This is a genomic window from Pantoea sp. GABEPS69 (assembly GCF_045780835.1).
Lineage (GTDB): Bacteria > Pseudomonadota > Gammaproteobacteria > Enterobacterales > Enterobacteriaceae > Pantoea > Pantoea septica.
The window spans coordinates 2271281-2282335 of sequence record NZ_CP118618.1 but is presented as its reverse complement, the minus strand read 5'-3'; the positions used below and the strand labels follow the sequence as shown (position 1 = coordinate 2282335).

Annotated in this window: 11 protein-coding genes; 10 read left to right on the top strand and 1 reads right to left on the bottom strand. The window is 61.7% G+C overall.

Translation table 11 applies throughout. From position 1 onward, the window contains the following. Window positions 1–8 precede the first annotated feature (8 nt). A complete protein-coding gene (gene cobA / locus PVE98_RS11220; protein WP_096073034.1) occupies window positions 9–806 on the top strand; it encodes a uroporphyrinogen-III C-methyltransferase in 798 nt (265 codons plus the stop codon). Here cobA and PVE98_RS11215 read toward each other — a convergent pair. Next, window positions 803–1621: a DeoR/GlpR family DNA-binding transcription regulator gene (locus tag PVE98_RS11215; RefSeq protein WP_033747611.1), complete on the bottom strand. Its 819-nt coding sequence runs from the start codon at window positions 1619–1621 to the stop codon at window positions 803–805. The two genes, cobA and PVE98_RS11215, sit on opposite strands and share 4 nt — an antisense overlap. 380 nt (window positions 1622–2001) lie before the next feature. Here PVE98_RS11215 and PVE98_RS11210 point away from each other — a divergent pair, with 380 nt between their 5' ends. From PVE98_RS11210 to PVE98_RS11170, 9 genes are all read left to right on the top strand, one after another. Further along, window positions 2002–2799, top strand: a complete 798-nt coding sequence (locus PVE98_RS11210) for a GolD/DthD family dehydrogenase (protein ID WP_096073035.1) — start codon at window positions 2002–2004, stop codon at window positions 2797–2799. 55 nt (window positions 2800–2854) lie between these two features. Continuing rightward, window positions 2855–3790, top strand: coding sequence for a D-ribose ABC transporter substrate-binding protein (locus PVE98_RS11205; RefSeq protein WP_333620916.1), 936 nt, complete (start codon window positions 2855–2857; stop codon window positions 3788–3790). A 46-nt stretch (window positions 3791–3836) separates the two neighbouring features. Continuing rightward, on the top strand, window positions 3837–4448 hold the full coding sequence (locus PVE98_RS11200; protein ID WP_096073037.1) for a DUF2291 family protein: 612 nt from the start codon (window positions 3837–3839) through the stop codon (window positions 4446–4448). Window positions 4449–4457: 9 nt separating this feature from the next. Continuing rightward, window positions 4458–5984, top strand: a complete 1527-nt coding sequence (locus tag PVE98_RS11195) for a sugar ABC transporter ATP-binding protein (protein ID WP_333620914.1) — start codon at window positions 4458–4460, stop codon at window positions 5982–5984. Between the two features lie 53 nt (window positions 5985–6037). Continuing rightward, window positions 6038–7105, top strand: coding sequence for an ABC transporter permease (locus tag PVE98_RS11190; protein ID WP_096073039.1), 1068 nt, complete (start codon window positions 6038–6040; stop codon window positions 7103–7105). Window positions 7106–7117: 12 nt separating this feature from the next. Next, window positions 7118–7915: a glucose 1-dehydrogenase gene (locus PVE98_RS11185; protein WP_096073040.1), complete on the top strand. Its 798-nt coding sequence runs from the start codon at window positions 7118–7120 to the stop codon at window positions 7913–7915. 163 nt (window positions 7916–8078) lie between these two features. Next, window positions 8079–9521, top strand: a complete 1443-nt coding sequence (locus tag PVE98_RS11180; RefSeq protein WP_096073041.1) for a YchO/YchP family invasin — start codon at window positions 8079–8081, stop codon at window positions 9519–9521. 75 nt (window positions 9522–9596) lie between these two features. Further along, window positions 9597–9959: a hypothetical protein gene (locus PVE98_RS11175; protein ID WP_127908377.1), complete on the top strand. Its 363-nt coding sequence runs from the start codon at window positions 9597–9599 to the stop codon at window positions 9957–9959. A gap of 112 nt (window positions 9960–10071) precedes the next feature. Beyond that, a complete protein-coding gene (locus PVE98_RS11170) occupies window positions 10072–10980 on the top strand; it encodes a bestrophin family protein (RefSeq protein ID WP_096073043.1) in 909 nt (302 codons plus the stop codon). Window positions 10981–11055: the final 75 nt, after the last annotated feature.

The following is an 11055-nucleotide window of genomic DNA, read 5'->3' as shown; positions in this document are numbered from 1 at the left end:
AGAACGCTATGACCTTTGCTATCGATTCACTGAATAAACTGCTGTCGAGCGGCGACGGGCAGGGACGCGTCTGGCTGGTCGGCGCGGGACCGGGCGACGTCGAGCTGCTGACGGTGAAAGCGCTGCGGCTGCTGCATCAGGCGGAGGTGGTGGTCTATGACCGGCTGGTGAGCGAGGCGGTGATGGCGGAGGTGCCGACCTCGGCGCTCTGCATCGACGTCGGCAAACAGCCTGGCCGTCACGGGATGAAACAGGGCGAGATCAACCAGCTGCTGGCGGATCTGGCGCGCGGCGGCCGCGAAGTAGTGCGGCTGAAGGGCGGCGATCCCTTTATCTTCGGACGCGGCGGCGAAGAGCTGGCGTTTCTGCAGCAGGCGCAGGTGCGCTGCGAGGTGGTGCCGGGCATCACCGCCGCCGTGGGCTGCGCCGCCGCCAGCAACATTCCGCTGACGCACCGCGACTGCGCCCAGTCGCTGCGGCTGATCACCGGCCACGGCAAGCTGGGCGAGCCGCAGCTGGCGGATCGGGCCTACGGTGACCCGCGCGAAACCCTGGTGTTCTATATGGGGCTGCGCTGGAGCGCCTCGATCGCCGCCCAGCTTCAGAAGCAGGGGCGCGCGGGCGATACCCCGGTGGCGATCGTCGAGAACGGCACGCGCGCGGATCAGCGGGTGCTGATCACCTCGCTGGCCGGGCTGGCGCAGACGGTGGCGCAGCAGCGGCCGGTCTCGCCGTCGCTGCTGATTGTCGGCGAGGTAGTGCGCTACGCCGCAGCGGCGCAGCGGGCCGCAGCGGCGCAGGCCTAAACCGCGCGCCGCTGCGCCTGCGGCAGCGACGCCACCAGCACGTTGACGCCGAGCGCCTCAAAGGCGGCGATCTGCGCCGCGCTGATCCCGTCGTCGGTGATCAGATAGTGGATATGGCTCCAGTCGCAGGGCAGCGCGAACATCGACACCTTGTCGATTTTGCTGGAGTCCGCCACCACGTAGACCGTGCTGGCAGAGTTGATCATCGCCATTTTCACCTTGATGTCGGTTTCACTGGGGAAGCTGAGACCGAGGCGTGGCGAAATGCAGGCGGTGGCGAGAAACAGCTTTTGCGCCAGCACGTTTTCAAAAAAGCTCGCTGCCTTTTCGCCGGAGGTAGAAAGGGTCGGGAATTTAAAGGTGCCGCCGGTAAGCAAAATGTTGATGCCCGGCTCGCCGCCCAGCTTGAGCGCGATATTCACTGCCGTGGTGACCACCGAGAGGCGACGAATATGGCCGATCGCCTCGGCGATGGCGGTAGTCGTGGTGCCCGAATCGAAAATCACCGTGTCGCCGTTTTCGATATGCTGCGCCGCCAGTCGGCCGATCGCCTCTTTTTCCTCCAGATGGGTCTGCCGCTCCAGCAGCAGCGCGCCGGTATTCTGCTTGCCGGTCATCAGGGTCGCGCCGCCGTGATAGCGCTGCACAAACCCCTGCTTTTGCAGCATTCTCAGGTCGGTACGGATAGTGGCCTCCGTCAGGCCGAACGCCTCCGTCAGCGCCTTAACCGTCACCGTGCCGTCTTCGCGGATCATCTCCAGAATCTTTTCGCGGCGCTGCTGCATATCGGCAAGCTGCTCACTTTTGCTTTTCAATCGAAATGCTCCCTCTTCTCAACCACGGTCATATCCGGCGAATTGATGCCTGACGCTGAGTTTACCCCGCACTTTTAGCGAATGCGAGGCGACCCGGCGCGCTATTTGTTTTCGAACGAAAATGAAAGACCCGCATCCCTTTGAAAGCGCAGGGTTCGCATAGCGCCTTTATCCATGCCCGTTTTACGCTGCTTACGCTATATCACGCGAAAACAAAGGGATAAAAATAATTTTCACGAGGTGTATGAAATTTGATCTCACCCACATACCATTGCGATTCGATAGCTTATATTTTTGTTCGAAAATCAAATATCCCGTAAGCCCGGAAAAAATCCGTTTTAACTGGAGCGGCCGCCGGCAACGACACAAGTGAGGAACAGATGAGCAGCGAATATGACGTAAACCTGCGCTACGGCGTCGACAGCGCGATGGATCTTGGCGGCAAAGTGGCGGTAGTGACCGGCGGGCTCGGCGGCATTGCGATGGCGAGCAACGAAATGCTGCTGGCGAAAGGGGCGCGTCTGGCGCTGCTCTATCCTCCTTTCGAAGCGGAGAAGGTCGCCAGCCTGCGCGACAGCTTCGACGCCGACAGGGTGCAGTTCGTTACCTGCGACGTCACCAATCCGGCGTCGGTTGGGGGCGCGTTCGACGAGGTGGCGCAGCACTACGGCCAGATCGATATCCTGGTCAACTGCGCCGGCTACGTGATGCTGCAGCCGGTGCTGGAAACCGATTTCGTCGAATGGCAGAAGCAGATCGCCGTTAACCTGACCGGACCGTTTCTCTGCGCGCAGGCGGCGGGCAAACGCATGGTCGCGGCGGGCAAGGGGGGCAAAATCATCAATATCGCCTCGCAGGCGGCCTCGATCGCCATCGATAACCACGTCGCCTACACCTCCGCGAAGGCGGGCCTGCTCGGCATGACCAAAGTGATGGCGAAAGAGTTCGCGCCGCACCGCATTAACGTTAATACCCTGTCGCCCACCGTGGTGCTGACGCCGATGGGCGAAAAAGCCTGGCGCGGCGAGAAGGGCGAAGAGATGAAAAAGCTGATCCCGTTAGGCCGCTTCGCCTACACCGACGAAATCGCCGCCGCCGTGCTGTTTTTCGCCAGCAACGGCAGCGACATGATTACCGGCGCCGATCTGATGATCGATGGCGGTTTCACTATCTGGTAATGCAGCACCAGCCCCAAAGCCTTACCCCCCTACAAATAGAAGAGAGAATATCGCCATGAAAATCCGCTCCCTGCTGTGCACCGCGATCGCCGCCAGCCTCTTCTCCAGCGCCGGCTTCGCGGCGGAGAAAGGCACCATCATGATCCTCGTCAACTCGCTGGATAACCCCTATTACGCCTCGGAAGCCAAGGGCGCCAACCTCAAGGCGCAAGAGCTGGGCTACAAAACCTCGGTGCTGTCGCACGGCGAAGACGTGAAGAAGCAGAGCGAGCTGATCGACGCCGCCATCGGCAAAAAAGTGCAGGGCATTATTCTCGACAACGCCGATTCCACCGCGAGCGTCGCGGCGATCAAAAAGGCCAAAGAGGCCGGTATTCCGGTGGTGCTGATCAACCGCGAAATCCCCGTTGACGACGTGGCGCTGGAGCAGATCACCCATAACAACTTCCAGGCCGGTTCCGACGTCGCCACCGTGTTTGTCGAGAAGATGGGCGAGAAGGGCAAATATGCCGAGCTGACCTGCAACCTGGCGGACAACAACTGCGTGACGCGTTCGAAATCCTTCCATCAGGTGCTGGACCAGTATCCCGATATGCAGAGCGTGGCGCGCCAGGATGCGAAAGGCACCCTGATCGACGGCAAGCGCATCATGGACAGCATTCTGCAGGCGCATCCCGATGTGAAAGGGGTGATCTGCGGCAACGGACCGGTGGCGCTGGGCGCGATCGCCGCCCTGAAGGCGGCGGGCCGCGACGACGTCACCGTAGTGGGCATCGACGGCAGCAACGACGAGCGCGACGCGGTGAAGGCGGGCACGCTGAAAGCCACGGTAATGCTGCAGGCGCAGGCGATCGCCGCGCAGGGCGTCACCGATCTGGATAACTTCATTCAGAAAGGGGTCAAGCCGGCGAAGCAGCGCGTGATGTTCCGCGGCATCCTGATTACGCCGGATAACGCCAGCGGCGTGCAGGACTTCAACTTTAAGTCGTAACCCCCTTGCAGCGGCGCCCGTCCTGGACGGGCGTCAGGAGAACCCCATGGACAGACGACTCTGGCTTCTGCTTCCGATGATTGTGCTCAGCGGTTGCCGCATTGTGTCGCAGCAGGAGCTGGCGGATCTGAAAAATCCGCCGAACCCGAAGATGGCGAATATCGCCCAGACCTGGCGCGAACAGCTGGTGCCGCAGGTGCAGCGCGACGCGAAACCCGCGGCCGAACTGCTGAAGGCGCTGCAGGCAGCGAAAGATTTCGACACCGCCTGCAGCACGCTGGGCTATCGCAGCCAGGCGGAAAACCCCTGCGTGTTTAGCGTCAGCGTCAGCGGCAAAGTGACGGCGGTTAATACCACGTCGCGCAGCGGCCGCATGACGGTCAAAGACGCCTCTGGCGCCAGCATCACGGTGCAGACCGGACCGATTATTCCCGGCACCGCGCTGCGCGACGCCTATAAAGGGGCAAGCTATCAGGACTTTAACGATCAGGTGCTGTTCGGCGACTACGGCCGCGCCATCAATCAGCAGGCCTCCAGCATGATGACCGCCTTCAAGCCGAAAGTGGGCGACAAGGTGCAGCTGACGGGCGTATTCAGCAGCTGGGATGTGCCGCAGCAGATCCCGAACGTGACGCCTGTCGCCATCGCGCGGCAGTAAGGAGCGGTTATGCAGCATCCACAAGCGGACGGCGAGGTGATTATCGAGACGCGCGGCCTGTCGCGCATCTATCCCGGCGTCACCGCGCTCGATCAGGTCAACTACCGCGTCTATCGCAACAAGGTCAACGTGCTGATCGGCGAAAACGGCGCGGGCAAATCCACCATGATGAAGATGCTGGCCGGGGTAGAGACCCCTTCCAGCGGCGAAATCCTGCTCGATGGCGAGCCGGTATCGCTCTCCTCGACGCACCAGGCGGAAAAACAGGGCATCAGCATTATCTTTCAGGAGCTGAACCTGTTTCCCAACATGAACGTGATGGACAACATCTTTATCGCCAACGAATTCTTCCAGCGCGGCGTGATCAACGAGAAGTATCAGTATGCGCTGGCGAAGTCGCTGCTGGAGCGGCTGGAGCTGGATGTCGATCCCTACGCGCCGCTGGGCGAGCTGGGCATCGGCCATCAGCAGCTGGTGGAGATCGCGCGGGCGCTCTCGAAAGATACGCGCGTGCTGATTATGGACGAGCCGACCAGCGCGCTCAGCCAGTCGGAGGTGAAGGTGCTGTTCAACGTTATTGAGCAGCTGAAGCGGCGCGGCGTCACCATCATCTATATCTCGCACCGGCTGGAAGAGCTGATGGAGATCGGCGACCACATCACCATCTTCCGCGACGGCCGCTTTATCAGCGAGCGCGAGGTGCGCGACGCCAGCGTGCCCTGGATTATTGAACAGATGGTCGGCGACAAGAAAAAGCACTTCGACTATCAGGCGGCGGCGCAGGGCGAAACGGTGCTGGAGGTAGAGGGCCTGACCGCGCTGCATCAGAACGGCGGCTATCGGCTCAACGACGTTAGCTTCTCGCTGCGCAAAGGGGAAGTGATCGGCATTTACGGCCTGCTGGGCGCCGGGCGCACCGAGCTGTTCAAAGGGCTGATCGGCCTGATGCACTGCCAGTCGGGCAAGGTGCGGCTGGCGGGCAGCGTGCTGGAGCGGTGCAGCTTTCAGCAGCGGCTGAAGCGCGGCATTACGCTGGTGCCAGAGGATCGCCAGGGCGAAGGCGTGGTGCAGCTGATGTCGATCACCGCCAACATGACGCTGACCGACCTCAGCCTGCGCGGCTTTCGCCGCGCGCTGCGCCTGCTGCATCCGGCCAAAGAGAAGCGGTGCGTCGACGAAATGATCCAGCATCTGGCGATCAAGGTCAGCGATCCCGAGCTGCCGATTACCTCGCTGAGCGGCGGCAACCAGCAGAAGGTGGTGCTGGGTAAGGCGCTGATGACCGGGCCGCAGGTGGTGCTGCTGGACGAGCCGACGCGCGGCATCGACGTCGGCGCGAAAACCGACGTCTATCACCTGATCGGCACGCTGGCGCAGCAGGGGCTGGCGGTGATGTTCTCCTCTTCCGAACTGGATGAGGTGATGGCGCTGGCGGACCGCGTGCTGGTGATGGCCGACGGCCGTATCACCGCCGATTTACCCCGCGCTGAGGTTACGCGCGAAAAACTGATTACGGCCTCGACGCCGCATGACTAAGCCGCCGGTTTACCAGGCATGACGGGCGACGTCGATCGCCCGCAGGAGAGATGATGAACCAAAAATACCTGCTCTATATGTACCTGCTGAAAGCGCGCACCTTTATCGCGCTGCTGATCGTCATCGGCTTTTTCAGCGTCATGGTGCCGAACTTTCTCACTCCGTCGAACCTGCTGATTATGACTCAGCACGTCGCCATTACCGGGCTGCTGGCGATCGGCATGACGCTGGTGATCCTCACCGGCGGCATCGATCTCTCGGTGGGCGCGGTGGCGGGCATCTGCGGCATGGTGGCGGGCGCGCTGCTCACCAGCGGCGTGCCGCTGTGGAACGGCAATACCCTGTTCCTTAACGTGCCGGAGGTGATCCTCGCGGTGGCGCTGTTCGGCGTAATTATCGGGCTGGTGAACGGCGCGGTGATCACCCGGCTCGGCGTCGCGCCCTTTATCTGCACCCTGGGCATGATGTATGTGGCGCGCGGCGCGGCGCTGCTGTTCAACGACGGCAGCACCTACGCCAACCTGGTCGGCCTGCCGGCGCTCGGCAATACCGGCTTCGCCTTTCTCGGCTCCGGCACGCTGCTCGGCATCTATCTGCCGATCTGGCTGATGGTGGGCTTTCTGCTGCTCGGGCTCTACCTGACGCGCAAAACGCCGCTGGGGCGCTACATCTACGCCACCGGCGGCAACGAATCGGCCGCGCGGCTGGCGGGCGTGCCGATCGTGAAGGTGAAAATTTTCGTCTACGCCTTCTCCGGCCTCTGCGCCGGGCTGGTGGGGCTGGTGGTGGCGTCGCAGCTGCAAACCGCCCATCCGATGACCGGCAATATGTTCGAGATGGACGCTATCGGCGCCACGGTGCTGGGCGGCACGGCACTGGCGGGCGGCCGCGGTCGCGTCTCCGGCTCGATTATCGGCGCCTTCGTGATCGTCTTCCTCGCCGACGGCATGGTGATGATGGGCGTCAGCGACTTCTGGCAAATGGTGATCAAGGGGCTGGTGATTGTTACCGCCGTGGTGATCGACCAGTTCCAGCAACGGTTGCAAAGCAAAGTGGTGCTGCTGCGTCGCCATGAAAAAAAGCAGCAGTCGACATCGGTATCTGAAGTCAGTCATGGATAAGCGGAGGGCAACATGACGCGTAATTTTCAAGGACAAACCGTAGTTATTACCGGCGCCTGTCGCGGCATCGGGGCCGGCATCGCGGCGCGCTTCGCGCGCGACGGCGCCAGCCTGGTGATGGTCTCCAACGCCGAGCGGGTGTTCGCTACCGCCGAAGCGCTAAAGGAGAAGTACGGCAGCGATATTCTGGCGCTGCAGGCGGACGTCACCGACGAAGCCGCGGTCCAGCAGCTCTATCAGCAGGCGTTCGACCGCTTCGGCCGCATCGACGTGTCGATTCAGAACGCGGGTGTGATCACCATCGATCGCTTCGACGCCATGCCGAAGGCGGATTTCGACAAGGTGCTGGCGGTGAATACCACCGGCGTCTGGCTCTGCTGTCGCGAGGCGGCGAAGTATATGGTGAAGCAGAACGGCGGTAGCCTGATCAACACCTCTTCGGGCCAGGGGCGCCAGGGGTTTATCTACACGCCGCACTACGCGGCGAGCAAGATGGGGGTGATCGGCATTACCCAGAGCCTGGCGCTGGAGCTGGCGCCCTGGCACATCACGGTGAACGCCTTCTGTCCCGGCATTATCGAGAGCGAGATGTGGGACTATAACGACCGCGTCTGGGGCGAAATCCTCAGCACCGATGAGAAAAAATATGGCAAGGGCGAGCTGATGGCGGAGTGGGTCGAGAATATTCCGCTGAAGCGCGCCGGCCAGCCGGAGGATGTCGCCGGGCTAGTGGCGTTTCTCGCCTCTGACGACGCGCGCTATATTACCGGCCAGACCATCAACGTCGACGGCGGACTCATCTTCTCCTGACGCCCTCTTCAGGCTGGATAAATCTGACTTTATCCAGCTTTTCCCCTGATTTTTCCGCAATTCCCCGCCATTCTCTGCAAATTCATCACGATGTGTTAAAGTAAATTCAAGCCATTTTGTGAGACAGGTCTCGTTAATCAGCCGAAAAATCCGATAAGACGCTATGTTTTTTCACCGCTTTGCCCACTCTTTTTTTGCCTCTTCGCCCCTTGTCGCGGCGATCCTTTCCGCTGTGCCTGCGGCGCAGGCTTTCACCGGCACCGCCTCGGTGGCGGAGACGCCTTTCGAGGATCTGGCACGCTTTAACCAGCAGCTGGCGGCGCTGCCGTCGCTGGGCAACGCGCAGAGTGACGACGAGTGGAATAAGCGGCTCGCCGCTATCGCCAAAGACATCGGCGAAGCGAGCCAGAACGGCGACAACAGCACCAGTTTTGGCCAGCAGGCGGGCGTCTGGGCTTTCAACCACTTTCGCGACGAGGTGGCGAACCGCGTTGAGAGTGAAGGGCAGTCGCTGCTGTCGCCCTACGGCAACGCTCAGCTCGATCTGATGGTGGATATGCAGGGCAGCTTTACCGGCACCGGCGGCGATCTCTTCACCGCGCTGGCGGACGAGCGCAGCCATCTCACCTTTAGTCAGGTGGGGGTGCGCGACACCAGCGACGGGCTGGTGGGCAATGTCGGTTTGGGTCAGCGCTGGGTGACGCCGAACTGGCTTCTCGGCTATAACGCCTTTCTCGATCGCAGCTTCGCTATCGGCCAGCAGCGCGCCTCGCTCGGTACTGAAGCCTGGAATGAAAATCTGCGCTTCTCCGCCAACTATTATCACCCGGTGGGCAGCTGGAAGAACAGCGGCGACACCGAGCAGCAGCGCATGGCGCGCGGCTACGATATCACCACCCAGAGCTATCTGCCGTTCTACCGTCAGCTCGGCGTGTCGCTGAGCTGGGAGCAGTATCTCGGCGATAACGTCGATCTCTTTCACAGCGGCAACCGCTATCACAACCCCTCCGCGCTGTCGCTCGGCCTCTCCTATACGCCAGTGCCGCTGGTGACGCTGTCGGCCAGCCACAAGACCAGCAGCGCGGGCGAGACGCAGGATCAGCTGGGGTTAAAGCTCAACTATCGCTTCGGCGTGGCGCTGAGCAAGCAGCTGGAGGCGAGCAACGTCGCCGAGGCGCGTTCGCTGCGCGGCAGCCGCTATGACCGCGTCACTCGTTCCGATACGCCGGTGCTCGATTTTCGCCAGCGCAAAACCCTGTCGGTGTTTCTCGCCACGCCGCCGTGGCAGCTGTCGCCAGGCGAAAGCCTGCCGCTGAAGCTGCAGATCCGCCACAGCAACCCGATTAAGGCGGTGAGCTGGCAGGGCGATACCCAGGCGCTGAGCCTGACGCCGCCCGCGAATAACAGCCAGCCGCAGGGCTGGAGCCTGATCGTGCCCGCCTGGGACGACTCGCCAGGCGCCAGCAACGAGTACCGGCTGTCGGTGACGCTGGAGGATGATAAGCAGCAGCGCGTCACCTCAAACTGGATCACCCTGAAGGTGCAGCCGCCGATGCAGGTCGATGCCGGTGCGGCGTCCGATCGCTTCGATATTATGGCGCCCTGAGGCGCTGTTGAGGAAAGCGTGATGCAGCGGGCGTTATAATCCCTGCAGTTTGCTTTCTCTGTCGAAGAGTCATAAATGAAACGTTGTTCTATGCTGTTGGCCTGCTGCTATTTATGCGGCTGCGCAAATCTGGGCCAGGTGACGCTCCATCCTGAGACGACTACGGGTTATTTCTCCGCTCATCGCACTGGCGTTGAACAGTGTCTGGAAACGGAAGCGCTCAACCAGCGGTTGCGGTTAGAAGCCGACGATCCGCTGCCTGGCGGCGTGGACCGGTTCAACCTTCTGAATGCGCAGGCGAAAGTGGTGGCATGGATCGAGGTGGCGGGATTTAGCCATCATGAGACCAGCGCGCAGTTCTATTACGCGCCCGAGCGGCCCGCCGTCGCGCAAGCAGTGGCAACGATGATTGCCCGCTGCGGCAGCGTGAGCGGTTAACGCGACGGGCTGCTTAAGGAGAGTGAATTGTGACAATTGTCACAATTTATAGCTGGTAAGGCGTGCGGGAAAGTCGCAGAATCGCCGCAAAATCCCTTGTCACCTGCACATCATGATCGTTCGTCCCCATCGCCACTGGTTCGTTCGTTTGTTCGCCTGGCACGGCTCTGTGCTGCCTGTTATTTCATTTCGTCTGTTTCTCAACCTGCTGATGTCGCTGCTCGCGCTCTGGCTGCTCAACTGGTACGAGACGCTCGGCATAAAGCTGACGCTGGCACCTTTTAGCCTACTCGGCGTCTCCATTGCGGTGTTTCTCGGCTTTCGCAACAGCGTCTGCTTCGCGCGCTTCAGCGAGGCGCGCCATTTTTTCGGCGCGCTGCTGATCGCCTGCCGTACGCTACAGCGTCAGGTGCTGGCGCTCTTCCCTGAAGATGCGCCGCGTATTCAGGCGCTGCTGCTGGCGTTCTGCTACAGCCTGAAGCACCAGCTGCGGCGCAGCGACGCCCGCGCCGATCTGCAGCGGCTGCTCGGGGAAGATGCCGACTGGGTGCTGGCGCGCCGCTCGCCGACCAATATGCTGCACCTTCAGCTTTCGCACTGGCTGGCGGATCAGCGTCGCCAGGGCAAAATCAGCGATCTGGTGTGGAGCAATATCGACGAGAGCCTGAATCAGCTGGCAGCGGTGCTCGGCGGCTGTGAACGGCTGGCGAGCATGCCGGTGCCGTTTGCCTACGGCCTGCTGCTGCACCGCACCGTCTATCTCTTCTGCACGCTGCTGCCGTTCGCGCTGGCGCCCGATCTGCACTACATGACGCCGCTGGTGTCGATGTTTATCTCCTATACCTTTTTGTCGCTTGATACGCTGGCGGAAGAGCTGGAGATGCCGTTCGGCTATCAGAATAACCATCTGCCGATGGATGCGATCTGCGCCAATATCGAGATCAGCCTGCGGGAAATGGCGGGGGAAGAGGAGACGCTGCCGATGCCGCTGCGCCCGGACGCCTACTACCGTCTGACCTGACCCTGGCGGCGCGCCTCAGCGGAAAGCAAAAAAGGCCGCTTGCGCGGCCCTGCGCGCCCGGTTGACACGGACCGG

What these genes read in the sequence shown, in the direction of transcription:
- cobA (WP_096073034.1), top strand. Translation starts at nt 9, where the DNA reads ATGACCTTTGCTATCGATTCACTGAATAAACTGCTGTCGAGCGGCGAC.
- PVE98_RS11210 (WP_096073035.1), top strand. Translation starts at nt 2,002, where the DNA reads ATGAGCAGCGAATATGACGTAAACCTGCGCTACGGCGTCGACAGCGCG.
- PVE98_RS11205 (WP_333620916.1), top strand. Translation starts at nt 2,855, where the DNA reads ATGAAAATCCGCTCCCTGCTGTGCACCGCGATCGCCGCCAGCCTCTTC.
- PVE98_RS11200 (WP_096073037.1), top strand. Translation starts at nt 3,837, where the DNA reads ATGGACAGACGACTCTGGCTTCTGCTTCCGATGATTGTGCTCAGCGGT.
- PVE98_RS11195 (WP_333620914.1), top strand. Translation starts at nt 4,458, where the DNA reads ATGCAGCATCCACAAGCGGACGGCGAGGTGATTATCGAGACGCGCGGC.
- PVE98_RS11190 (WP_096073039.1), top strand. Translation starts at nt 6,038, where the DNA reads ATGAACCAAAAATACCTGCTCTATATGTACCTGCTGAAAGCGCGCACC.
- PVE98_RS11185 (WP_096073040.1), top strand. Translation starts at nt 7,118, where the DNA reads ATGACGCGTAATTTTCAAGGACAAACCGTAGTTATTACCGGCGCCTGT.
- PVE98_RS11180 (WP_096073041.1), top strand. Translation starts at nt 8,079, where the DNA reads ATGTTTTTTCACCGCTTTGCCCACTCTTTTTTTGCCTCTTCGCCCCTT.
- PVE98_RS11175 (WP_127908377.1), top strand. Translation starts at nt 9,597, where the DNA reads ATGAAACGTTGTTCTATGCTGTTGGCCTGCTGCTATTTATGCGGCTGC.
- PVE98_RS11170 (WP_096073043.1), top strand. Translation starts at nt 10,072, where the DNA reads ATGATCGTTCGTCCCCATCGCCACTGGTTCGTTCGTTTGTTCGCCTGG.